The organism is Microcoleus sp. ARI1-B5 (assembly GCF_036705795.1).
Classification (GTDB): Bacteria; Cyanobacteriota; Cyanobacteriia; order Cyanobacteriales; family Microcoleaceae; genus Microcoleus.
Genome location: NZ_JAUBVK010000044.1, coordinates 26,706 through 52,440, shown reverse-complemented (window position 1 = coordinate 52,440; position 25,735 = coordinate 26,706). Strand labels below are relative to the sequence as shown.

Below are 25,735 nucleotides of genomic sequence, written 5' to 3'. Positions count from 1 at the left end.
GGTGCTGGAGTCGTTGCAGCCGAAGGTGCTGGAGTCGTTGCAGCCGAAGGTGCTGGAGTCGTTGCAGCCGAAGGTGCTGGAGTCGTTGCAGCCGAAGGTGCTGGAGTCGTTGCAGCCGAAGGTGCTGGAGTCGTTGCAGCCGAAGGTGCTGGAGTCGTTGCAGCCGAAGGTGCAGCAGCTACAGCGGGTGGCTTAGGTGCTGGAGCAATACTTCCTGTTGCACTTGCTGGCGCTGCGGGTATCGCTGCTGGCATAGGGCTTGACAAAGGTGTCAATTATTTGGGTCAGAAAATTACAGGAGATGACAAGGGTGACTACTCAATTTCAAATGGGATAGCCAAAAAGCTAACTTCTACTGATCAAGCCCTGACTTCCTTATGGGCTGATCCATCCAAGCCTGAGTATACACAAACAATAGGTAGGCAACTTGCCAATTGGTTAACTCCAACAATGAATGAGCAGCCCACGAATCAGAATCCCTCCCCAGCCCAATTACCTGAGCAAGAAGGGCAGAACCCTGCTCCCGCGATTGATCCAACAACTGGCGAACCAGTTCAAGCTCCAGCCAATCAGCCTGACACTCCAGCAATTGATCGTGTGACTGGTGAGCCACTTCAAGCTCCATCGAATCAAGACGACAATCAAGAAGATCTTGACACGATGTCGAAAACTGGTCGGAAGAAGAGTAAAGATGTCATTGAGAATCAAAAAACTAGGGTTGAAGAAATAAGACGACAGAGAGATGCTCTTAGAAGTAAGCCAAACAAAACCCCTGAGGATAAGGAACAGATAGACAAGATAGATAAAGCGCTCAAGAAGGCAGAAAATGATCTTAGAGCTTCAGAAAACCACGCTCAGAAAAGCCAAAAGCCAGCCACGAGAAACTAAGTAATTATGCTTTTTACATTTTTTATAGAGAAAGAAGGCTCAACAATAGTTGAGCAGATCGAGAGCACGGATGTTGAAGGCGCTTTAATCTCTTGGAGTAGATGTTCGGAAACTAAACCAAAGTTCACACTTGGCTCCTTAAAGTACCAAAATGAGCCTACACCTGTTGCGGGACGTAAAAATGTGTGGTGTTTTAGTGGTGTAGATGATAACGATATATCATTCTTAATCCATATAATTGCTACCGTGTCTGATACAAATTCTTTTTCGACTTCATGATATAGGGCCCTCAGCTCGCCCGTAGGTTGGGTTGAAGCATGAACCCTCCGTTTCACTCCGCCCAACATCCTCAAGTGACAAAAGAGGGATAAGTTCCGTCTAACCGAACGTTTAGTCAATCGGCGCGATCGCACCCTACACAAACATCAATCCGCTTTAGGCGGCAATTCAATTGGCGACAGTCTATCTGGATTAGAAGGTGATGGTGCAGCACCTCCGGGTGGGGTTCCTCCGGGCGCGCGGCCTCCGGGCGCGCGGCCTCCGGGTGCAGTTTCTCCGGGTGCGCTTCCTCCGGGTGTAGGTGTTTGGGGTTGAGTTAAGCGGCTGAATTCAACGGTGTCGATCGTCACTGATTGGGTTTTTTGTTCGCCAGCTTTATTAGTTACTTTCAGCGCGATCGTGATGCTGCTGGGAGGCTTACTCAGCGTCAAAGTTTTAGCGCCTTCGGGTTTTTGAACATCTCCAAACGGCAACAATTCAACTTTAATATCTTCACCATCTCCTACTTTCCAAGATACAATAATATCGACGGGTTTTCTGTCTTTATTAATTTCATAAACGTATTTCGGCTTTTCGCTAACATCCCGACCGTTGATTTTAAAATAAACAATATTGACGGGAGTAGCTGGCTTGGGCGGCTGGGGCGGTACGGGTTTAATTTTAACAGTTGGCGTGTTTTTAGCAATCTCTGTGTCTCCCTCTGCTCGATCGGGAATTACGGTCAATTTAAACGTGTAATCACCCGCTTGCTTGGCACCTGTCGGCAGGTTTTGGCAAATCAAGTTATTTGTTAAAGTACAAAAGTTTCTTAGTTGTAGCGGCAAGGTATTATTAATAGGATAACGCTGTAAGGGGCTGTTAACCGAACCGTCAGGAGCTAAACTTATCAGCCTTAATTCTCGAATTCGATCTGCCTCGCTAATTTTCCAATTGAGTAAAATTTGTTCTTTTTTAGCAGCTTCATACAAGGGTTTAGTCGAGGAAATGTCGGTAATTTTCGGTACGGGTAAGGGTTGAACTGTAATGCTATCTGTTTCTTGAGTATCTGAGGGTTGGTTAGGATTTTGCAGGGAAAATACTTGTAATTTGTAAGTATAACTTCCCGCTGCGGTAGGTGTAAAGCGGATATTTTCACAGGTAACAATATCTACATCTAAGTTATTCGCAGGTTCAGTGCTTGCAGGAGGATTTGGCTGAGCGATCGAAGGACTCGATCGCTGAATTTTACATTGACTCAGCGGCAAAGTATTTTGCATCATTGAACCATCACTTCCTTGTTGAATGATTCTCATTTCTTTGATTTGGCTGGGGTGACTGAGCCGCCAATTTAAAAACACGGGTTCTTTATATTCATAATTGGCTTTGTTAGGTAAAATTTTGTCGAGGACTTTGGGAATAGGCGAAGGCTGAAGGGCGATCGTATCGGTTTGTTTGGTATCTGAAGGTTGGGTGGGATTTTGCTTGGAAAATACTTCGAGTTTGAAAGTATAATCTCCGGGTTGAGTAACATTTGTAGCTACGCCTTGGCAAACGAGAAATTCTCGATTGTTGATTTTTTCGATACTGTTAGTCTTCGGTTGCAGTTCTTGAGTTTGCGAGTTTTGAGGATTGCAGTAAATGAATGTTTTCTTGACAGGCGAAGCGTTATTATTTTGCTGAGTTATAATTATGTTTAGGATGCGATCGGGGTTGCTGATTTTCCAATTTAGAAGCACTTGTTCTCCGATAATTTCTCGGTAAATTGACTTGCTCGATGAAAATTGAATAACTTTTGGCGTGGCGATCGGTTCAATTATAATCGAATCGGTTTCTTTAGCATCTGAAGGTTTATTTTGACCTAGGGGATAAACTTCGATTTTAAACGTATACTCACCTGCTTGTTTGGTTTCAGTCGGTATATTTTTGCAGTTTAGTCCCTCGCCCACCTGCTGGCAAAATTTCAATAAGTCGTTATAGTTGTAACTGATAATTTTATCATTGCCTGCACGACTTTGGGGAATAATTTTTACCGTCGAGAGTTTGCTGTTGCGTTGAAATCTCCAATTTTTAAACTCCCAACTGCGCCAGTTACTCAGGGTTAAATTTAAATTAACCGGCTTGGCTGCTATTTCTTGATAAACTTTTGCGACTGGTTCCACTCGGTTGATTTTGGGTAGAATGTAAGCTTTCTGCCAAAATAGAAATGCACCAACTGAAATCAATCCCAATAACAGCAATAACAATAGTAAAATAGGCAGCAAAACTTGCCACCAAGGACGCGGTTCCCAGATTAAAGTTCCTTGAGGTAAGTCCTTGGGAAGTGCTGGAGGTTTGAGAGTTTCGGGGAGAAGAGAAACGGGGTTATTTTCGAGTTGGATTTCAAAATTAAATTCTAATGCTTTTCCCCAGAAAGGACGCCGCCACCACTTGCGGGGTTGTACTTTAAAGGGAATATTGCTGCTATCTTGGGGCGATAGGAGTACGGCAGGAAATTCGGGGGTATAGTTAAAAAGCCGATCGCGATCGCTAGCTGCGATCGCGATTTCGCGAGTAATATTACCTTGGTTGGTTAACTTAACTTCAAATACTCCATTCTCCGTCGGGATTCTCAGCGAAAGCGGATGCAGTTGGACATCCAATGTTTCATCGGCAAGAAGTTGCAAATATACCAGATCCAGCAAAACTAAATCTTCTCGGTTTCTGGAGATCAAGCGGACGGTAGGAAAGTAATTGCCAGCGGTAGTAAAGTGAGGTGGATGCAAAATTAGAGTGATTTCACCTGCGTTGCCAGGGTTGAGTTGTAACCCATCGGTTTCTTGTACCAAACCTGCCGTTTCGATGCTGCTTTCTGGATAGCGGACGCTATACCAGTCGTGGGTTAATTCAGGACAAATTAAATAAAATCGATCGACTCTTTTAGAACGGTTTCTTACGGTAACTTTGACTTCTAACTTGTCTCCTACTTGGAGGAGATAAGGGTTAGTTGAACTGGTTAACGGTTGCAGGGTAAATCCCGGCTCTGTGTCCCATTCTCCATCGCGATCGGCCGCACGCGAAACCCGTATTTGTTGGGGGCGACGAAATAATTTGTCGGGGTATTGAACGGGAGCTTCGATCAAAATCTCATAGTTGTATAAACCGGGGTTTGCTTGGGCTGGCACTTCAAACAATAAAGTGACTTTGCGCTCATCTTTTGGCTCTAATTTTAGCGGATTCTTTTCGCTAAAATTACACCAACGTAGCAAAGGTTCGGCTTTGGCATCCCCCACGGCAATCCAAATAACGATGTCTGCTTTTTTATCGCCTAAATTTTTGACAATTATGTCGCGTTTAGCAGTCGCTCCTCGCGTAATTTCATTCGCTTCAACCGAAAAGTCTTCGATAAATAGAGGGTTATTGGCACTTTGCATTGTTATTTTCGTCGCTCCCATTAACACGATATAATCTGACTCGATTTTTATCATCCCCGGTGGCAATCAACAGGTTATCATCTAATGCTTTAATGTCAACGCTGTTGAGCCTGACACCCTGAAACTCGGCGATGATTTTTCCATCTCGATATTGAGACGCTCTCCTGCGGTTTTCCAAGGGCCAAAGTACGACTCGTCCGTCATCCCCTCCACTGGCTAGGTAGCAACCATTTTGGCTTAAGGCAACGGATCTAACGGGTGGGTTGTTGTTACCTAGATGCCACCGATCGAGCAGAGCATCGTCGCAGTCTAAGGAAATAATTATATTTCCATAAGCATCTGTTTTTGGCTGACCGATCTCGCTGTTGTTTGCGAGTGCTGCGGCAGAATTATTAATACATTGGCGGATGCTATCCATGTCCCACAAACTAATATATCCTTGGTTATCAGACGCAGCTAATAAATTTTGACTGTCGGCGATCGCTAAACTATCGATGTATTGATTTTGACCGACTATGGGAGAAAAATTTTTATCTTCTTGCCCATCTTGCCCGACATATTCGAGTTCGTAAATTCGGCGATTGAACCAGTCCCACAAGGATAATTTATTGTACCGTCCGGCGATCGCAACTAGCACATTAGGTTTTTGCCGGCTTTCGCTGATAGCCAGCGCATAAATAGTAAAGCGACTGTCGGCAATTTGAGGTTTAATTTTAGGGGCGTCTAGATACCATTTGCGCACAACTCCACTTCCATGCCCGCTGAATAAATAGCGAGAATCTTTGCTAAAAGTTAGAGCAAAAACGCGGTCTGTTCCCTGATAAATCTGCCGCGGCTCTTTCTTTGATAATACGTTCCAAAGTTTAATATCGCCACTTTCCAATCCCGAGGCAATAATATAATCTTCTCTGGGACTTTGGTGAATGACGCGCACGGATTTTTCGGTTTTTTCAGCGATAAAACCTTCATATTTAAGACGGCGCGCATCCAGTTGCCAAGGGTTTCGATCGACTTGCCAAAGTCGAATAGTTTGGTCGCTGGAACCGCTGACAACTAAGCCACCATTGCCAATCAAACGTACAGAATGAACGGGGCCTTGATGATAATCTTGGGGATTTAAATACCACAACAACCAAACTAGCAACAGCAGTAAAAGTAATCCAAGTAGTTGCAGCCAAAATGGAATAATCGGTAAAATTTGCAGTTCTAAAACTCGGGTGTTGGGATTTGAACGAATTTGTGGGTCTGGTTCTGCTGTATCGGGATTAGTTAAAATCGGCGATACTTCAAATAATAGTCTTTGTTTCAGCCACCACCAAGGTCGTCGCTTTTTCGCCACCAAATATATCGGTTTGCTTTCACCGGGAGCAAGTTCTACGGGACTGGGTATCTTTAAACCGCATTGCCGTACATCTGGTTCGGAAATTTTTAAGTGGATTTCTTGGGATAAATTGCTGTTGTTGGTAAATTCCAATTCGTAAGTGGCAAACTTAAATTGTTTTTTAGCACCTTTTACTTTGAAAACCGGAATTCTTTGCAATTTGTTTTTACAAATAAACTCTACAGTTCCTTGCGGCAAAAGTTCTAAAACACCTTCTTCCTTGGGGGTTGTGTAGTTGCTAGTGTCGGATTTGGCCTCGATCGCGAAATTATATTTGCCGCTGATATCCCGAGTATTTTCTGCTGGCTGACACCAAAAACTTGTTTGTTGGTACTCTCCCGCATCTATTTGCAATTTTTTTTCGGTTCCTTGAATCATCCATTCGGCATTTAAGCCAGATATTGTGAGTTTTACCTCCGCGGCTTTTTGGCTGTAATTATGGACTCTAACTAGAATTTCTTTTTTTTCCCCGGGCAAAACTTTGAATTCTTTAATCGGCAGATCTAATCTTAAAGGTTTCCGTGCTTTTTCAACTATTAAGTTAATTTTTTGACTGTTATATATATTGGGATACTCTACTGAAAATACTTTTAAAGTTAGTTCAATAGTTGCATCGCAAACGGGGATTGGCGGTTTGGTGACAATAACGTGAAAAGTGGTGCGAGCGCCCGGTGGTTTTTTGGTGGAAACATTGGGTTCAAGGCTGTACCATTTAACATTGGATTCTGCATCGGCTCCAATTGCTGATAGTTCGATGTAAAAACTGGCAAATTTGCTGCTTTCGTTGACTACAGTTACATCAAATTCATTCTCATTGTTGGCAGTTCGATCTGCAGATTCAGTGGCGATATCTGGGATCGATCTGATTTCCCGTTTTGAAACGACAGCTTTAACACTATCTGACACTTTTCGGTCTCCCATGTAATTAATAATTATATCCTGTCCGGTAGCTTCGGTAGTGCAAGTTTTTTTGTACTGTAGGAGGGGTATCGCCCAAAAATATTTTAAACTAACTCAAGGGATAAATAAACCCGCCCGCCTCACTTCATCATTACTGTATCAACTGCGTCATCTGACGCCGGCGCAGGGCAAAATGCAGGAAGTTGATTCCTAACTCTTGAGCAGTACGGATGTCATTTCGATTCAGCAATTCATCATCTAATCCCCAAGCATTGGACAAAGTGCCGGTAACTAAAATAATTCCACCGCCTTGCCAAACTTGTAGAAGGGATTGATTAATATTTGGTAGAGCAGCAAATAAAAAAGGTTGGGTTTTTAGAGGATGAGCGCGACTCAATTCTTGCCAAGGTTTCAAATCAATGTTTAGCTCCTTGTCTGCGATTTCCTTGATGTCCTTGACTAGGGATTCGTTATTAGTTTGAGACTCAATTAAAATGATGCCACCTGTTGTTAAATAAGTCTCTATCGTGGAAATTTCTCGATGGTTTAATTCAACTATTTGCCAATCGGCGAGATAAAGCAGATCGTAAGGTTCGACAGAAGGAGCGACGGATTTTGACGTTTCCAAGCTGGCTTGTTCGATTTCTGTCTCTGCTTGCAAATGCGGGTAAAGTGCGGTTACAGATTGGATTAAAAAAGAGAGATTCTCTCGGTAGAGAGCGCTCAAATTTTGCTTGGCAGTATTGTACTCATCATTTGTCTCTTTGTGTTTCAACTGAGCAACTTTTATTACTGCTTGAGGTCGGGATTGGGCTTGAATGCGGGAGCGTAAATCTAACTGATTAAATGAAGGAAATAAAACATCTACTGGATTTTCTAGTTTAACCGTACCGGGTGTCAATTCGATCCGGCACAATTCTATTTCTTCGGCTGTTGGATGAGTGCTTTCATCAAATCGAAAGCATTCTAGCAATACTTCTGTATTTTGTTGTTGTTCGAGCTTTTTAGATTCTTCATATTTAACCACCAAGTAAATTGTGAGATTTCCGGTTACAGGTGCTTCGGTTTTAATTCGATATCTTCGATCGGTAGCTTCGTCAACAACGATAGGATTTCCTTCTACATCGATCGCAATTCCTGGTTGAATTTCCAACCAACGCCCATCGCGAAATTTTGCTGCAACTTCAGGCGGTGGAGCGATTAATCTTACTCCCAATCCGCAAACAATTCCCGGCTGATTGAGCGATTGATAGTGAAGGTTTTGGCGGCGGCGGTGGTAATCGTGCGCCAACAACCACCGTTCACTATTCATCATCAAACCGTCATAAATATGAAGGCGTTTAAAAGGAGCGATCGGCGGCATTGGAAAAGATTGATGATTCATGTTTAGGCAAAATTCAGAATGAACAAACAGCGAAATATTTTCCGCTCTATTTTACTTTATTTGCACCCTATAATTATCTATCTATTCTGTCGCCCGCGTACTCTGCGTCCTGTGCGCACTCTGCGGTTAAAAAAAATCTAGATATTCTTCCGGTGCAAAAGCAGCAGACAATCAACAGCGGTGTTGACTGCCATCTGGCATAATTGTATCGCATAAATTAGTATCAGCGCTCAAATTAATTCCACTTAAATTTGCTCCTTTTAAATCGGCCTTACTCAGATTAGCACCGCTCAAGTCAGCATCGCTCAAGTCAGCACCGCTTAAATCGGCATTCCTCAAGTTAGCATTTCTGAGATTCACTCCTCTAAGATTGGCTTTTGTCAAGATAGCTTTTTGCAAATTAATCCCATTTAAATCTGCACCCCTTAAATCTGCACCGCTCAAATTCACGTCACTTAAATTGATTCGACCCAGTTTGCTTCCTCTGAGGTTAACTCCCCTAAAATTCACGCCTCTGAGGTTAGCACCCCGCAAGTTACTGCTGCCCAAGTCAGTATTTCTCAGGCTGACATTAAATAAATTAGCGTTGTTTAAGTTGGCTCCATTCAAATTAATTCCCGTCAAGTCCGCATCTTTGAAATTGGCAGAAATTAGGTTTGTGTTGCTCAGATTGGCGTCGCGCAAGTTAGCGCTATTGAGGTTAGCTTGACGGAGATTGGCTTGAGTGAGATTGGCTCGATCGAGGTTAGCTTGACTGAGGTTTGCTTTAGCGAGATTGGCATTGCTGAGATTGGCATTTTTCAGGTCGGCAACAAACAAGTCTGCTTGCAATAAGTTGGTGTTACTTAAGTTAGCATTTTGTAAGTTAGTGCCGCTGAGGTTGGCACCGATTAAATTGGCATTTTCTAGGTTAATTTGATTGAGATTTAGTCCGCTCAAGTTCGCACCTTCTAAATCGGCTTGACGCAGATCGAGAACGCTGGCTGGTTGATTCGCAATTTCCCAGATAATTCGCCACTTGCGATCGATTTCGGTTTCGTCGTTAAGTTTAGTATCTCTCAGATTTGTTCCTCTCAAATCGGCGTTTATTAAATTAGTACCTTTGAGGTTGGCACCGCGCAGGTTAGCATTTCTCAAATTGGCATTTCTCAGGTAAGCACCGCTTAAGTCGGCATTACTCAAGTTAGCATTACCCAAGTTGGCGTTTCTCAGGTTGGCTTGGTGCAGGTAGGTATTTGCCAGGTTGGCGTTGCTGAGGTTGCATCCCGCACAGTTTCTTGTTTCTCGCAGCCGTTGCACCGCTGGGGTATCTTGCGATCGCGCTGCTGTCCCCACTCCCAACAGGTACAGCCCCGCGATCGCCGTTAAGGAGCCGATCGAAATTTGGCTTCTCATGATTTGAGCTAACATAGTAAAACTTATTGTTAAAAATTGTATTACTTTGTTTGCAAAAAATCAACTCTGCTATAAATTAGTTTAAAAGTTGTTGAAAAAAATTCTCAGTTTCTGCACTGGGCTGAAATATTATATGTTTAAAATATCTGCTGAATTGCTGCGATTCATAGCTTTCGCTATTAAACATCTAATAAATACAGCCCTTGAGGGTCGTACTTCATACAAGTTGATTTGGGTAACGGCAACATTAATGCTACCGCTACAGGAACCCGGTCAGGGGGGTGTACCTCGCTCGTTGGCGGTCGGGGATAATCCAGCTTACTCGATCGATCGACTGCTATCTCAAGCGCGATCGGGCAACTTTGACTTAAAAGATTTTAAATTCTGGGCGGCAGAGTGTCAGGTGTTAGAAAGCGAACAAAACTATGCAGAAACACTAGCAGCTTGCGAACGAGCGATCGCCCTCAAACCAAACAGCAAAAACCGCCAGATTTGGTTGAGTCGCAGCAATGCTCTCTTGCAGCTAAAACGATACGCCGAAGCGGTAAATTCCTATGATTTTTTACTGCGGTTTGATGCCAAAAACTCTTTAGCTTGGACTCGTCGCGGCGAAGCATTATATCAATTGGGTAAGTATGATGAAGCACTCGCATCTCAGGAAAAAGCATTGCGAGTAAATGGCAATTGGGGCAATGCAACACCGGCGATCGCCTGGTATAATAGAGGTTTAGTGCAAAGAAAGTTAGGGCAAAATGAAACAGCTTTAACATCGTTCGATCGAGCTTTAAGTATTAATCCAGATGATGCGCTCGCCCAAGTAGAACGCTGCGGCACTCTATCAGATTTAGGGAGACAGGAAGCAGCAATTGCGGCTTGCGATCGCGCGATCTATGCGCTACCGGCACCAGCTTTTACCAACCGCGCTACAGCGCAACAAAGAGCGGGAAAAATATTAGACGCGATCGCATCTTACGAACAAGCTTTAGCGATTAATCCCAAGGATGCTACTGTCTGGACGCACCAAGGAATTCTCTTTGAAAAACTGGGGCAAAATGAAAAAGCACTGACTTCTTATAACAAAGCCATTCAAATCAATCCTAAATCTGCTTTAGCTCAAGTCAATCGCTGCGCGACACTCAATCGTTTAGCCAACTACAAAGAAGCACTCAACGCCTGCGATAGTGCGATGAATGGAGATGGCAATTGGGGAGATAAAAATCCCGCTTATGCTTGGAATCAATACAGCAGTGCCTCGATCGGACTGGGACAATACCAAGAAGCGCTCTCTTCCGCCGAACGAGCTATTAATATTAATCCAAATATGGCAGAAGTTTGGAACAACAAAGGCGTCAGTTTGTGGTATTTACAAAAGTATCAATTCGCCCTATTTGCCCTGCAAAAAGCAGTTGAAATAAGTCCAAAATACACTCAAGCATGGTTCAACACTGGCCGAATATTCAGTACATTAAGGAAAGATATTTTAGCAATTCAAGCTTACGAAAAAGCCTTAGACAGCGAGATTAATTTTCAAGCTAATTTAACCTGTAATAATATTTTGTATAACCCAAACAATTTAGGAATATGGTCTTTGAAAGGCTACGAAAAAGTTTTAGAATCCGCACAAAACTACTGTGCTGATGTTTTAGCAAACCAAAGCGTAGCATTATGGAACGCGAGGGATTACCAAAAGGCACTGAATTCCGCAGACCAGGGCATTAAACTTAACCCTAAGTCCTTTGAATCTTGGTACAATCTAGCTGTAGTGTTGGTAACTTTGAAACAGTACGATCGAGCATTAAATGCTTACGAAAAAGCTAGCAGCATCAGCCCCAACAACTTTTATGTTTTCACTGGTAAAGGTTTAGCGCTATCAGGAATGGGGCGCGATCGAGAAGCTCTCGAAGCCTTTGAAGCAGCTTTAAACATTAATCCCAATTACGAGTTAGCTCAGCAACAGAGGGATTTGTTATTAGAAAAATTCAAGACACCAATTTGACCGAAATTCAGAGCAAAAATTCAACACCCTCAACCCTAAACTCTCCCCTCGACTATCTATTACGAACCTGCTTATGCCGAACAAAAACCCACTGCAAACAGAATTTAAATTTATCCTCCCTAGAGGCTTAGTAGATGAAGGGGGAAAAGTTCACTCCCAAGGATTGATGCGCCTTGCCACTGCCAAAGATGAAATCTGCGTTCAAAAAGACCGTTTAGTTCAGGATAATCCAGCTTATGGATTTTTAGTGATGCTTTCCCTCGTAATTACCAGTTTGGGCGATTTAGCTGAAGTCACACCTGAAAAGTTAGAAAATCTTTTTACCTACGATCTTGCCTATTTAAGAGAGTTTTATAACCGAATTAACCAACAGGGTATCGCATCTATTCCCGTTAAATGTCCCAGATGCAGTAACGACTTTAATGTGGAGCTCGAACTATCGGGGGAGTCCAAGGCTACCCCTTAGACCGAGTTTATGAGGAGGTAGCCTGCATCGCATTTCATTTCCACTGGTCTTTAGAAGACATTTTGAATTTAGAACACGCTAATCGCCGACTTTGGGTAAGGCAAATCGGTTTATTGAACCAAAAGGATTGAACGGGAGTTTTATATGCGATCGCTTTAATCAATTTCATCAAAAACAACTTGTTTTGTTCCTGCGAGCGTCAAAATTTATGCCCTGGTGCAAGAGCGAAAACAAAAACTTATAGTCATTTCAAATAAATGTGAGACAAATGCAAGATGATGTAAAATCAAGAAAAATTGTTAACTCGGAGCCGAAAAATGGCATACAGTCTAGATTTGAGAAAAAGAGTAGTGGATTATGTGGAAAATGGAGGGGGTATAACCAAAGCCGCCGCCCTGTTTAAAGTAGGAAGAGCAACAATATACAGATGGCTAGGGAGGGAAGACCTTCGAGCAACCAAGGTAGAACACCGTGAGCGAAAGATAGACTGGGAAGCACTCAGAAAAGATGTAGAAGAAAATCCCGAAGCAAGATTAATAGAAAGAGCAAGGAAATTCGGGGTGAGAGCGAGTGCCATATACTATGCTTTAAAGAAAATGAAAATAACGAGAAAAAAAAATAATTTCGTTATAAAGAAAGGAATAGAGAAGAAAGAATAAAATACTACCAAACACCCTCGAAAATTAATTAAGCTTCATGGTAGTAAAAGCATTGTATTTATTGATGAATCAGGATTGGAAGAGTTTCATGCTTGTGTTTATGCGTGGTCAAAAAAAGTAAAAAAAGTATATGGGGATCAGGGTAAACGCATCTAAATTAAGTTGACAGAAAATCATGTTTGGGCCTTACTTTTCTGTGAAAAAACCATTCTTAAAACTCTTAAATCTGATGCAATTAACCCATTTAAAATCGAGCTTTAAGAACTTCTGAATTCTCAAAGCTGAATCAATTTAGATCGGGAATCCGTTTTAGTTTTCGAGGGTTAGCGGGCAGAGTCTAAAATTTGAACTAAATAATTATTATCCATTCCCGCCAGATACCGCTTCATTTTTAAACTTCCTTTAAATTCTTTTTCCTGTTTCAGTAAATTGACAGCTAAACGACGTAGAAGAGCAAAATTTTCAGGAGAATGATCTTTACGAATGCGACTCTTGTCTGAGCGAAAAAGTAACATCCAATGTCCAATGTAAGCTATTTTCAATACCCCAATGACTGCGAATTGCTTGAGCAATCTTCTCGGCATTACTGGCTAAACTACTTAAATAAAACCGAACTTCTGTGGTAGCTTTATTCCACAAACGTCTTTCACTGACGACCATCACAACCGTTTTTAATCCAGTCCATAATGATTGATTATGAAGAGGTGGCAACTTCGAGACTGCCACCGTCCACATTTGTCTTTTTTCAACTCGATGATGCCCTCCTTCTATTTGTTGATAATAGCTATGCTCTCTGCCAGCAAACTCTTCTTTTCGAGCTAATTCAAACCAGTTTTTTACGTCTTTATGAATAAGTTTTTGATTTCCCTTTAGCGCTAAAAGATAATCTCCTTTCTTCTTAATTATGAGCCCTGCTATTTCTTTCTGACATCCCAGAGCATCGATGCTTATTATGCTTTTTTCAATTTCTAGCAGCTCTAACAAAGCCGGAATCGCTGTCACTTCGTTGGATTTCTTATTGACTTTTTTTTGCCCTAAAACTAATTGATGGGACGCCGACCATGCACTGACTATATGTAACGGTTTTTGGCTTTGATTCCGGTCATAAGATTGTTTCATTGTTTTGCCATCGATGGCTATGACTTCTAGCTCCAATTTTTGGGTAATTGAATTTACCCAACTCAAAAAACACTCTTGAAACTGCTTCGGTTCAATTCGAGCAAATACTCGACTAAATGTATCATGAGAAGGAATTCCATTCGGCAGTTCTAGAAAACCTTTTAGCCATTCATATTTAGCTTTTCCATAGACTTCTATTGCTCCCCATCCATCCGCACCGCTGATGACAGCTAGAATAGCAATGGCTACAATATCTATTAGTAAATGCTCTTTACTTCTTTCTCTTCTTGGATCGGTCAAGGGCTCAAAATGGTTCAAAAAACTAACGTTCAATAAGTCTGTCGGATTCGATACACCTATTGTTTTTTGTTGGGAAGTTAAAGTCGAAGGAACTTGCTCAAAATGTTGGGTGCGATCGCTTTCTCCAGGTAAACTAAAGTTAAGATAATAGAGAAGAGCTTGACAGTGGATGTATCAAGAAAGTAAGGTGGGGTTCATTATGTTACAAGAACTCAAGGATCTAGATGTTTCCAAATTGCCAGTTGACCAGCAGACCAAGGAATTATTAGGTCAACTGCTCAATCATATTGAAATCCTCTTCGCCGAAAATCAAAAACTGCGCTCCCAAAACCAAGATCTCAAAGACGAGATAGCGAGACTCAAAGGAGAAAAAGGCAAGCCAGACATTAAGGCGAATCGCCAGCCACAAAAACTCACTTCCAAGAAAGAGCACAAATCACAGCCAGCAGAAAAACCACCACAATTACCACGAAAACAACGCATTAGGATCGATCGAGAAGAAACACTCAAATGCGATCGCACTCAACTACCTCCTAATCTTGACCATCGCGGCTATAGGGAAGTAGTGCTGCAAAACATCTTGTTTCAAAGAGACAATGTTTTATACCGCTTAGAGCGATTGTATTGTCCAACGACTCAGCAGTGGTATGAAGCACAATTACCAGAGCCATTGCGTTGTCAATCTTACGGTAATGAGTTAGCAGCATTTGTCATCATGCTCTATTTTGAACTCAGAGTACCGCCAGAAAAAATTCTCAAACTACTCCAATCGCAAGGGATCGTGATTTCGGCTGGGGAAATATCCCAGATATTGATTCACAAACACGTTAGTCAGTTTACGCGCTTAGTATCAAGCTGTCTTACAAGCGGGGTTAGCTAGCACACCTTATCAACACATCGACGATACAGGAATGCGGGTCAACGGAGTGAATCACTATGTAGTAACACTGTGTAATCCGTACTATACCAGTTTTTTCACCAATCGCTCGCCCGTGAATCGCGAAACGGTGAATCAACTGTTGTCCCAGTTGTTGACCGACGGTGACAAAGGTTTGGGAGAATATATTAAGATTTTGGTTAGTGATGACGCAGGTCAGTTCAGTCAACTGACTCAAGCTCGGTCTTTGTGCTGGATACATGAAGGCCGCCATTACCATAAATTGACTCCTTTCCTCAAATCTCACCAACTGGCTGTCGAAAATTTCGTGACAGAGTTTTGGGACTACTACGAGCGGTTAAAACTTTATCAAAGTCACCCAACTCCCACAGAGAAAAGCAATTTATCCCAAGAATTTGACCGTTTGTTCTCACAACGATCGACTTATCAAGCTTTGACCGATCGAATTGCTTTAACTAAACAAAAGAAACAACAATTACTGTTGGCGTTAGATTTTCCTGAAGTGCCGCTGGATAACAATGAGGCGGAACGTGCCGTGCGGGAGTATGTGATTAAACGCAAAATTTCTAACGGTACACGCACGGCAGAGGGTACTCGTGCCTGGGAAGTGTTTTTGTCTCTGGTTGACACCTGTCGCAAGAACGGGGTGAATTTTTACCACTATGTTCTCGATCGAATTACACAAACTTTCGACCTGCCAGGATTAGCTACTCTCATCTTCAATTCGACTCTTTCAACTGAGCGAGAATTAACCGTTTATCATTAATTCTTCTGCTCAAACTGCAATCGCTCTTTGAAGAGCGATCGCACCCAACATTTTGAGCAAGTTCGTTGGAAGTAGCAGAATTTTGGTGTCAGTATTATTTCGCTCAAAGTTTGAGCGAGAAATTTCCCGATGGGGACGATCGCTGTGTTCGACCCAACTCGTGAGAATGTCTCGTATTTTCTGCATCTATTTTTAGGAGTCCTTAACAAACCCAACACTCTTGGCGATCGCATCTCCTAAAAGTTCAGGAAACTGTGCCCAAAGAGCTGACTCAGTTGACAGTAAGTTACAACGCCAGAACGGTGAGTAGGGTGGAGGAAGTGCAACAAATCTATCAGCAAACAACCCGCTCGCGTCAAAAAACGGCACGTCGCCCCGTGGCAAAAAAGCGCGATCGCCCAATCCACGCTCGCAGTCTTCTCCCTTTTCAAATAGAACTCAAGCATATAAGATAGAGATTGACTGGGGGACAATGTGATTCAGGGTGAATGATTTGCTAATTGAGACCAGCCCGCGTGGCTGGTGGTGATAGAAGTCCCTCAAACGCTGGAAATTACCGCTTCGCGAAGGGCGATCGTTAAATGTTCTTCTTTGAAGAGACGAGACGACGATCGCCAACGCGATTGATAATGCAAATCCGTCGTTAGCGCAGCCCTCGAAGAGGATCGCACTCAGCCAGCGGGCTGGCAATAGGAGACCTATATTTTTTTAACACAACGGGGTTCACCCTAGATTATATCTAGGTTAGGCATCACGCACTCCAAAAAAAAAGGCTTTGAGGAGGCTTCCATACTCCTCACTCGTCGCAGAGAAAGGCTCAAATCCTAAAAATTTGGTTTCGGCGCCTAATACCTATTGGTTTCATGCGCGGTTATCACCCAGCGTGAATAATTTTTATTTCCAAAAAACCTAATGTCACAAGTAACAACTCCCAACAATTCGACTGCACCTTCTTCCCCAATCCTGCCCTCTCCACCCGTTGCTGCGGGTGGTATGGATATCCAAGGCGTCGAAACCCCCCCATCACCGCTGGGTGATGGTGGTTCTACAACGCCATCACCCAGCGGTGATAATACTTCTACCACGCCATCACCCATCGGTGATAATACTTCTACCACGCCATCACCCATCGGTGATAATACTTCTACAACGCCATCACCCATCGGTGATAATACTTCTACAACGCCATCACCCATCGGTAATAATACTTCTACAACGCCATCACCCATCGGTGATAATACTTCTACCACGCCATCCTCCCCAGTAACAACTTCCAACAACTCAACAGCGCCTGCTTCTCCAATCCTGCCATCATCCCCAAGTAATGGTACTTCTACGGAGTCAATACCACCAGTAACAACTCCCAACAACTCAACAGCGCCTGCTTCTCCAATCGAGCCATCATCCCCAAGTTCAAGCCCAACTCTCATTCCCACCCAAGTCAGCTTACCCAATTCAGACTGTGAGTGTCCAGAACTCCCAGAACCGCCAACGGTCATATTTCAGCCACCGGTGCAACCGCCAAAAGTTACCAGCGACGGGCGCATTACAATTATTGGCGATAATGGTCGCAGTTTTCCCGACAGTGGGGTTAAGGATGACTTTTTGCTCTTTGATGGAGGAGGCAACAATCTCATTTTCGGTGGCAAGGGCAATGATATCATTCACGCCGGCAAGAGCGACGTTCAGGTGTAGGGTGGCAAAGGCAATGACTTAATCTGGGGCGATCTCGGTGCTAATACCTTAATTGGTGGCAGTGGCGATGACACAATATATGGTGGTGTCGTAGATGTATTAAAGCGCAATCAGAATCAACCTTTGTCTGCCCAAATGCAGAATCAACCTGCATTGCTCTTTGGTGGTAGTGGCAACGATCTACTGTTTGGGATGGAACAAAACGATACCATCATTGGCGGTAATGGCAACGATCTTGCCTATGGGGGTAAAGGAGATGACTTGATCTATGGCGAAAAAGGGCCTGATACTCTTTATGGCGGTCAAGGTCAAGATACGATTATCGGTGATTACGGCGATCCAAATACTGCGGATACAAATGATGAGGGAGATTTGCTCTTTGGCAATGGTGGGGATGATGCGATCGCGGGTGGCATTGGCAACGATACTATTTATGCCGGAAAGGGTAATGATATCGTTTTGGGTGGCAAAGATAATGACTTGCTCTGGGGCGAAATTGGCAATGATACCCTTGTAGGCGGTGAGAGCAATGATACTTTATACGGTGGTACTAGAGATCCGAACAATCTAGATTCTCAAGGGCGTGACTTGCTATTTGGAGGGTCTGGAGATGACTTGCTCTTTGGTAATGAAGGTGAGGATTCGCTTTCTGGCGGTGAAGGTAATGATACATTATACGGGAATCAGGGTAATGATATCGTTGACGGCGGCGGCGGAGATGATTTGCTGTTCGGCGATGAGGGCAACGATACAACTTGCGGTGGTGATGGCAATGATACTATTTATGGCGGTACAGGAAATAACACCTTCTGTGGTGGTGCCGGCAATGATATGTTGTTTGGTGGGGTCGGCAATGACTTAATAGCGGGGGGCGAGGGGGCAGATACGTTCCGGTTCCAGTATCTCGAATCGGGCGAATCAGCGGTATCAGTTGGTGGCGGCCTAAACGGAAATCCTTTTGCGTTAGATACGTTGACTGATTTCACACCCGCACAAGATAAGATTCAATTGGATCGCAGAGTCTTGCCCGTGTTGCAACCCGGTACGTTGCCAGCAAACCTTTTTAGCGTTACCGATAACTTTAACGTCAATAATCAGGGTGCGAGTCCGGCTCGGGTAATTTACGACAAAACAAGCGGTTTGGTGTACTACAATCCTTTGGGTACGCTAGGGAATGAAGTGCCGTTAATGCAGCTTCAACCGAATCTGAATATCACTTCCAACGACTTTGATATCGTTTGACATACTCCCCGACAGCCAAGGTACAAGGATTCTAATTCATGGTTCATCGAAATCCACTTGCTATTTCAGGTTTCCCATCAATAGTAGAGGCGGTCTTCTCCCCATGCTTTCCCTCAAGCGAGGCGGATTCCTCTTGCCCAGAGGTATCGTTATGTTGCCACTCTACACCCAGCATCTTCATTCCCGAATTTAGGATGTTTATTGCCGCATTTCTATCACGACAAATCTGTATTCCACAGTTAAGTAGGTAGGTGCAAATAAACTTTGGTATGTCACAGAATGTGTATTGCTATCATAACCGAAAGCGAATTGCTGAGTGACCCTCGCTTTTGACTACTTATGTATTTTGTCGCTCATCTACTTATCATACTGATGCAACCGGAATTGATATAAGTCCCGATCGAGTTAAACCTGTTTCCAGAAAGAGCAAGCAACCTTAATGTGTTAAGGCTTTTAGATTCCCATTCCCGAGTTCCCCATTTCATTGCAATCGTGGAAAACAAGGCAGATATCTACTATAGTCACGATAACGTCCTTTACCCACAAGGAGAATTGACGGATGCGGAAACTAGCTACCGACAAGCGATCGCCCGCGAACCCAACAATGCAATCGCTTACTATAATCTTGGAGTCGTCCTTGACGAGCAGTATCTGCTACAAGAAGCAGAAAGCAACTACCGACAAGCGATCGCCCTTAAACCTGATTATGTCAAAGCCTACAGCAATCTGGGTTGCGTTCTTGTCAAGCTGGATAAGTTATGCGAGGCGATCGAGGTTTTCCGACAAGCGATCGCTCTTTCTCCCAACTGGGCTACTTTACATAATAACCTCGGTCAAGCACTTCAGGCACAAGGAAAAGTCGGTGACGCTCTATCTGCTTACATCGAGGCGATCGCATTGCAGCCACATCTGGTTTTAGCTTATTATAATGCTGGCCAAGTTTGGCAGAGCCAAGGTCAGCACGGAGCTGCGGGTCGGTGTTTTGAGAAGGTGATAGAACTCGCACCCGATAACGCTTCAGCTTACAGCGATTGGGGCTATTCTCTCATGGGAGAAGGCAAGCTGGATGCAGCAATGGCGTGCTTTCAGAAAGCAATTTCCCTACAACCGACATTTGTTGAAGCTTACTGCGATCTGGTTCTCCAAACCTTACACGAAAGCTCTGTAGAAGGTAAAGAAATTGACGAACTGGAACAGGCTAAAATTGCCTGTGCCAGATTTCTCCAAGCACTACAGCGGCAATCAAACGCTCCCGAACTTTATGCCAATCTCTGGCAAACTTACGTTCATTTGGGAAATGTTTTATTCGAGTATGGCGAATACAAACAGGCAGAAGTTTATTATCATAAAGCTTTACAAATTAAACCCAATGACGCAGATATTTTATGGCGGTTGAGTCACTGTTTGGCAAAACAGAAACGGCTCAACGCGGCAGTGATGGTATGCCATATTGCAAGAATTATTCAACCAGATGCACCCTCGCCCTACATTAAATCTATAGGGACACGGCACTGCCGTGTCCCTACTTGTAGCAAAAATTTTAAGAAAGGGTATAACTCAGTTCCAAAAGGCGCTTTGTCTGCCAAAGATTGGGTTGTTACCGTACAATTAAACGGGGCTAGCTATATTAGAACTCTCCAGGAAAGCCAGTCAAATGCAGTCAGTATGCCTGCCCTACAAAGCCAGTCAAATGCAGTCAGTATGCCTGCCCTACAAAGCCAGTCAAATGCAGTCAGTATGCCTGCCCCACAAGGCTTATTAGAGATGTCAATTAGTGTAGATTTATCGGAACTTGAGTCTAATCGAGTTTCTAATAAATTACCAGACTCCGATGCCCCTCAACCGGGATGTGAGGGATTAAACTGCACGCCCTGCTTGAAGCGAATTTACCAGCAGTTTGCTCCCATTCATCAAGGGTTAGGCATTCATGTTTTTAACAATAATCGAGCGAATATTTCTTTTGATTTACCCACTAATTTTGTAGCGGTGATTCCAGAGGGACGCGCTTGGATTGTTCCGCAAAAAAACTCTTGGATGATTTGTAATGCCATTGCTATTATTACTCCCGATAATTATCTATTAGCAGATGTTTCTCGCGAGTATCCGGGTTCTTTGCCTGGGTGTCTGCGACACGAGGCCAATAAACATCGGGTTTTTAATTTAGAAGAATTACCAACCTTAGAACGAATTGATGGGACAGTTGCAGTGTTATCTGGACTCTCTGGAAATGTTTACTTTCATTGGATGGTGGATATTTTGCCCCGGCTCGACATCTTACGTCAAAGTAAGGTAGATTTGGATAAAATAGACTGGTTTTTAGTTAATAGCATCGCGCAACCTTTTCAGCGAGAAACGCTATCTCTGTTGGGGATTTCAACATCCAAAATTATCGAGAGCGATCGCCACCCTCACATTCAAGCTAAACAACTCATTGTACCATCTTTTTCGGGCTCGATCGGTTGGCTGCAACCGATCGCTTTGAAATTTCTCCGGCAGGAATTTCTGAAACAAATTCCCTCGCTAAGTTCCTCTTACCCAGAGCGAATTTATATCAGTCGCGCTAAATCACGATATCGGCGGGTAATCAATGAAGAAGAAGTGATGGATTACCTGGCTAAATTCGGTTTTCAAACTTTTGTAACAGAATCTTTGTCGGTAGTGGAACAGATTGCGCTATTTTATCATGCTAAAATAATCGTAGCCCCGCATGGTAGTGGGTTAACTAATATTATTTTTGGCCAGAATGGTACTAAAATCATTGAACTTCTTTCCCCCCACTATCTTAGACCTTATTATTGTATCATCAGTCCACTTTTGGGGCTGGAACATTACTATTTAATAGGGGAGGTATTTGCCTGTTATCCTATTCGAGAGTTGATGTATCAAAATCCGCTGACAGAAGATATTAAAGTTAGCTTGAGCCAATTGGAAGAAATGATGAAAATTGCCAATATAATAAATTTCAATCCCTCGATCGCAAAGCCGACTCAGAAGCAAAGTCCTATGAATTATGAAATTACCGCTGTGCAGTATCCCTCCGCCGCCAAACCCACTTCTATGCAAACGACTATCAATTCTGAAATTACCCTAGTGCAGTTAAATGAACAAGCCGAAGTTTATTTAGCACAAGGAAAATTAGAAGAAGCAAAAGCAACTTGTTTGCAAGCTTTGAATATTCAACCGAAGTCAGCACTGCTTCTTAAATTGCTCGGGAATATTCTGCACGCACAAGGTAAAATAGAAGAGTCCCAAAAGTGCTACATTAAAGCGATTGAAATTCAGCCTAATTTTGCCGCCGCTTATGTAAATTTAGGCAGTTTGTACGCACAGCAGCAACATTGGGATTCAGCCGTAAGGTATTATCAACAAGCCATACACATTGACCCTAATTTCACGGCAGCTTACCGGAATTTAGCAAAAGTTTGGACGCAGTTAAACAAGCCTAGCGAAGCGGCAGACTGTTGGTATACTGCATGGAGTCTGGAACCGGAAAAGTTTTCGGCACAAGAATGCGTTAACCTGGGAAATACTTTGGTGCGGCTGGATGATATTACGCGGGGCATTTATTGTTACCAACGCGCTTTGAAATTAAACCCCAATTTGGTAGGAGTTTATCAAAATTTGGGGGAAGCTATGAAGCGACAAGGAAAGTTAGAATCGGCGCTGGTTTATTATCAAAAAGTAATAGAACTAACTAACAATGCGGCGGATGGGTGGGATTTATCTAGCCAGAAAAATGGGGTACATGATAGCCATGAATCGGCGAATGTCTTGGATTTATCTAGCCAGAAAAATGGGGTACATGATAGCCATGAATCGGCGAATGTCTTGGATTTATCTAGCCAGAAAAATGGGCTACATGACAGCCATGAATCGTCCGAACCCCTTACTTCCGAAGATGCGGAGGCGTTGATTGTTTTGGCAGGACATTATTATAATAAGGGGAAATTATCGGAGGCGATCGCGCACTGTCAACGAGCGATTTCACTTCAACCCCAGGCTGCTGTAGCTTACAAAATATTGGGGGAAGCACTGCAACTGAGTGGGAAACTAGAAGAGGCAAAACGTTGTTATTTTAAAGTGCTAGAAATTCAACCAAATTTTGCTGATGTTTTGGCAACTCTTGGCAATGTGTTCGCACAGCAGCAACGATGGCAGGAGGCAATTAATTATTACCAAAAAACAGTTAGTTTCAAGCCTGATTTCGCGGAAGTTTATCGCAAACTGGCGAAAGTTTATGAGCAAATTGGTTCCCAAGAACAAGCAGCAATTTGTTGGTATAAGGCACTGAATTTAGAACCCCGAGGAGCCACCGCAGAGCAATGCTTGATTCTGGGGAATACGCTGTTGGGACAGGAGAAAGTTGATGAGGCGGTGGCGTGTTATCGTCTGGCTATTGAGTTGAATCCTAAGCTATCGGCAGCTTATCATAATATTGGGGAAATTTTGAGCAGGAAACAGGAGTGGGAAGGGGCAATTAATGCGTACCGTCATTCCATTCAGGTAAAACCGGATAATGCGGGGTCGCATTATGGTTTGGCAAAGGCGTTGTTTGTGCAAGAATGTTGGGAAGAAGCAGTTGCTAGTTACCGAAAAGCTATCCAGTTTAATCCTAATTCGGCGGAAGTTTATCATCAATTAGGAGATGCGCTGACAAAGCTACAAAAGTTGGATGAAGCCGTCAGTGTGTATCGTCGGGCAATTGCGTTAAACCCGGATAATTCTTGGTCGCACAATAATTTAGGAGATACACTGATTAAATTGAAACGGTGGGAGGATGCGATCGCTCCCTACCGTTATGCTACACAGCTTAACCCAAACTGGGTTTGGACTTTCTACAATTTAGGGGAAGCGCTAGCGCAATGCCAGCATTGGGAGGAGGCGATCGCCGCCTACTCTCGCGCTGTCGAACTCAACCCCGAACTACCGGGGATTGAAAGCAAATTAGCGGGTGCTTTCCGAGAACGAGCTAGATTAGATTTAGATGCAGCCTCTAGCTGGTATCACAAGGCTATTAAAGTCAATGCCAATGAAGTAGAGACTTATCACGAGTTCCTAGAAATTAAGCAAAAATCGCCGGAAATTTGCTTACAGTTGGGCAATACTTTGGTGAAACAAAATCGGCTGGATGAAGCGATTAATTTATATCAAACAATGCTCTATACCTTCCCTGAAAATTCAGAAGTATACTTGGATTTAGGTAAGGCTTTTGCTCAAAAAAATGACCAGGAGCGAGCGCTGGCTGCCTACCGCCGCGCTATTGAGATTGACCCAAATCATTGTTGGTCTCATCACGAACTCGCCGAAGTTTTAGCAGCGCAAGGTAAGCAAGACGAAGCGATATCCAGCTACTATCGAGCAATTGAAACTAATCCTTATCCTTCATTTTGGCATTATCACAACTTGGCGAAAGTTCAGTCGAGTAAAGGTGAGTGGGAGCAAGCGGTACTCTCCTACCGCAAGGCAATTGAGGTAAACCCAGATTATTCTTGGTCGCACAGAAACTTGGGCGATATTCTAGCTGCACAGGGGAAAACTGATGAAGCAACTGTCTGTTATCGCTGCGCTATTAAGCTTAAACCTAGAATCTTCTAACTTTTGAGACAAAAAGCCCTCATGTCTGACCAAATTGAGCGACTAATTGCACACTATCAAAAAGCTTTGCTAATTAAGCCCGATCGCGCCGAAATTTACATCAATTTGGCAGAATTATATTACAAGCGGGGTCAATTAGATGAGGCGACATCTGCTTACCGCTGTGCTATTGAGGTAAAACCAGACGCTTATAAAGCTTATTATCGATTAGGAGAAATATTGCAAGAACTACAGCGATGGCAGGAGGGTATTTATTGTTACCTTCAAGTGATTTCTTGTTACCAAGAAGGTCTCGATGTAGAGCAGATATTTGTTGACTCCTATTACAAATTAATAGATATAAAAAATAATTCTCCGCTCCAAGAAGTGATTAGTAGCTACCGCCAGATAATTCGGGAGAAACCTGATTTTTACCGGGCTTACCTTGATTTGGGAGATATGTTGACTCAGCAAGGAAACTTAGAAGAGGCTATCTCCTGTTACCAAACTGGGAGTTACAAACACCTTTTAAGTTCTCACCCCGATTTGGCAAAAAACTATTGGAATCCACAGAACCGACGCGAACCCAATTTTCTAATTATTGGCATTGGAAAAGGAGGAACCAGTTCGCTGTATTATTACCTAGGAAAGCATCCTCAAATCCTACCTGCTATTAAGAAAGAAATACAGTTCTTTAGTGAAAATATGGCTCGGGGATTAGACTGGTATTTGTCTCATTTTCCGCCCCTTCCCAAGGAATCTAACTTTTTGACAGGAGAAGCGACTCCTTGGTATTTTGTGAGTTTTGAATCCGCAAAGAAAATAGCTCATGTTTTTCCTGATGTTAAGTTAATTATCCTTTTAAGAAATCCTATATTTAGGTCTTTTTCTCACTACCAAATGCAATTAAGATGGGGAGAAGAGCAGAGGTCGTTTGCAGAGGTAATTAGCTCAGAAATTGAAGCCATTAAAAATTTCTCATCTCCTGGTGAAGCTGACTCCGATTATTGGCAGACAGAAAAAGGTTGTTTATTATTTAGTTTATATTTCTACTTTATCGAGAAGTGGATGGCTGTATTTCCGAGAGAACAGTTTTTGATTTTAAGGAGTGAAGACTTTTATGCTAATCCGGCGGCTACTCTAACTCAAGTTTTCGATTTTTTGGGGGTGCCGGATTATCCCCTTCCAGAATATCCCAATTATAATCCGGGGTCTTATAATCCAATAAGCGACGATCTACGGCAGACTTTAGCCGAGTTTTTCCGTCCTCACAACCAGAAGTTAGAAGAATATCTCGGCATGAAATTTAACTGGGACGAGTAATCATCGAAAACCTAGCCCCCCGCTCAATTTATATCAAATCCGGTTGCATCGGAATTATATGGCCGGGGCGGGTTTATATAA

17 protein-coding genes and 2 pseudogenes are annotated in these 25,735 nt (G+C 43.1%); 12 read left to right on the top strand and 7 right to left on the bottom strand.

Features of this window, described 5'->3' with window-relative positions; translation table 11 throughout:
- The coding region (locus QUB63_RS32635; RefSeq protein WP_332949530.1) for a hypothetical protein at positions 1-888 on the top strand (888 nt) is incomplete at its 5' end.
- Between the two features lie 425 nt (positions 889-1,313).
- Here the strand turns inward: QUB63_RS32635 and QUB63_RS32630 are convergent.
- From QUB63_RS32630 to QUB63_RS32615, 4 genes are all read right to left on the bottom strand, one after another.
- Positions 1,314-4,556: a COG1470 family protein gene (locus QUB63_RS32630; RefSeq protein ID WP_332949529.1), complete on the bottom strand. Its 3,243-nt coding sequence runs from the start codon at positions 4,554-4,556 to the stop codon at positions 1,314-1,316.
- Complete coding sequence (locus tag QUB63_RS32625; RefSeq protein ID WP_332949528.1) at positions 4,540-6,843, bottom strand: hypothetical protein; 2,304 nt, start codon at positions 6,841-6,843, stop codon at positions 4,540-4,542. The genes QUB63_RS32630 and QUB63_RS32625 overlap by 17 nt, the downstream gene beginning before the upstream one ends.
- Before the next feature lie 145 nt (positions 6,844-6,988).
- Positions 6,989-8,221 carry a DUF4159 domain-containing protein gene (locus tag QUB63_RS32620; RefSeq protein WP_332949527.1) on the bottom strand — a complete coding sequence of 411 codons (1,233 nt, stop codon included), beginning with the start codon at positions 8,219-8,221 and terminating at the stop codon, positions 6,989-6,991.
- Between the two features lie 171 nt (positions 8,222-8,392).
- Positions 8,393-9,631 carry a pentapeptide repeat-containing protein gene (locus tag QUB63_RS32615; RefSeq protein WP_332949526.1) on the bottom strand — a complete coding sequence of 413 codons (1,239 nt, stop codon included), beginning with the start codon at positions 9,629-9,631 and terminating at the stop codon, positions 8,393-8,395.
- A gap of 118 nt (positions 9,632-9,749) precedes the next feature.
- On the opposite strand from QUB63_RS32615, the gene QUB63_RS32610 reads away from it, so the two are divergent.
- From QUB63_RS32610 to QUB63_RS32595, 4 genes are all read left to right on the top strand, one after another.
- Complete coding sequence (locus QUB63_RS32610; RefSeq protein WP_332949525.1) at positions 9,750-11,612, top strand: tetratricopeptide repeat protein; 1,863 nt, start codon at positions 9,750-9,752, stop codon at positions 11,610-11,612.
- Between the two features lie 73 nt (positions 11,613-11,685).
- The gene (locus tag QUB63_RS32605) at positions 11,686-12,078 is read left to right on the top strand and encodes a phage tail assembly protein (RefSeq protein ID WP_332949524.1); all 393 of its coding nucleotides are present in this window, start codon (positions 11,686-11,688) and stop codon (positions 12,076-12,078) included.
- On the top strand, positions 12,051-12,209 hold the full coding sequence (locus QUB63_RS32600; protein WP_332949533.1) for a DUF6760 family protein: 159 nt from the start codon (positions 12,051-12,053) through the stop codon (positions 12,207-12,209). Before QUB63_RS32605 ends, QUB63_RS32600 begins: the two co-directional genes overlap by 28 nt.
- Before the next feature lie 186 nt (positions 12,210-12,395).
- Positions 12,396-12,737 (top strand): IS630 transposase-related protein, encoded by a 342-nt coding sequence (locus QUB63_RS32595; protein WP_332949523.1) that lies wholly within the window; start codon positions 12,396-12,398, stop codon positions 12,735-12,737.
- A 323-nt stretch (positions 12,738-13,060) separates the two neighbouring features.
- On the opposite strand, the pseudogene QUB63_RS32590 reads toward QUB63_RS32595, so the two are convergent.
- A pseudogene (locus QUB63_RS32590) lies at positions 13,061-14,216 on the bottom strand (ISAs1 family transposase).
- Positions 14,217-14,355: 139 nt separating this feature from the next.
- Here QUB63_RS32590 and QUB63_RS32585 point away from each other — a divergent pair.
- Positions 14,356-15,036: a hypothetical protein gene (locus QUB63_RS32585; protein ID WP_332949522.1), complete on the top strand. Its 681-nt coding sequence runs from the start codon at positions 14,356-14,358 to the stop codon at positions 15,034-15,036.
- Positions 15,037-15,067: 31 nt separating this feature from the next.
- Positions 15,068-15,820: an IS66 family transposase gene (locus tag QUB63_RS32580; RefSeq protein ID WP_332949521.1), complete on the top strand. Its 753-nt coding sequence runs from the start codon at positions 15,068-15,070 to the stop codon at positions 15,818-15,820.
- A 9-nt stretch (positions 15,821-15,829) separates the two neighbouring features.
- Here the strand turns inward: QUB63_RS32580 and QUB63_RS32575 are convergent, their stop codons facing one another.
- Positions 15,830-16,006 carry a hypothetical protein gene (locus tag QUB63_RS32575; RefSeq protein ID WP_332949520.1) on the bottom strand — a complete coding sequence of 59 codons (177 nt, stop codon included), beginning with the start codon at positions 16,004-16,006 and terminating at the stop codon, positions 15,830-15,832.
- Between the two features lie 659 nt (positions 16,007-16,665).
- Positions 16,666-17,319 carry a hypothetical protein gene (locus tag QUB63_RS32570; protein WP_332949519.1) on the bottom strand — a complete coding sequence of 218 codons (654 nt, stop codon included), beginning with the start codon at positions 17,317-17,319 and terminating at the stop codon, positions 16,666-16,668.
- A gap of 13 nt (positions 17,320-17,332) precedes the next feature.
- Here QUB63_RS32570 and QUB63_RS32565 point away from each other — a divergent pair, with 13 nt between their 5' ends.
- The 5 genes and pseudogenes from QUB63_RS32565 to QUB63_RS32550 all read left to right on the top strand — a co-directional run bounded on the left by QUB63_RS32565 (position 17,333) and on the right by QUB63_RS32550 (position 25,654).
- Positions 17,333-17,515: a hypothetical protein gene (locus QUB63_RS32565; RefSeq protein ID WP_332949518.1), complete on the top strand. Its 183-nt coding sequence runs from the start codon at positions 17,333-17,335 to the stop codon at positions 17,513-17,515.
- Between the two features lie 12 nt (positions 17,516-17,527).
- Positions 17,528-17,590, top strand: a pseudogene (locus QUB63_RS35245) (hypothetical protein); the annotation flags it as partial.
- 48 nt (positions 17,591-17,638) lie between these two features.
- On the top strand, positions 17,639-18,757 hold the full coding sequence (locus tag QUB63_RS32560; protein WP_332949517.1) for a calcium-binding protein: 1,119 nt from the start codon (positions 17,639-17,641) through the stop codon (positions 18,755-18,757).
- Between the two features lie 492 nt (positions 18,758-19,249).
- The gene (locus tag QUB63_RS32555; protein WP_332949516.1) at positions 19,250-24,352 is read left to right on the top strand and encodes a tetratricopeptide repeat protein; all 5,103 of its coding nucleotides are present in this window, start codon (positions 19,250-19,252) and stop codon (positions 24,350-24,352) included.
- A gap of 21 nt (positions 24,353-24,373) precedes the next feature.
- Positions 24,374-25,654, top strand: coding sequence for a tetratricopeptide repeat-containing sulfotransferase family protein (locus QUB63_RS32550; protein ID WP_332949515.1), 1,281 nt, complete (start codon positions 24,374-24,376; stop codon positions 25,652-25,654).
- Positions 25,655-25,735: the final 81 nt, after the last annotated feature.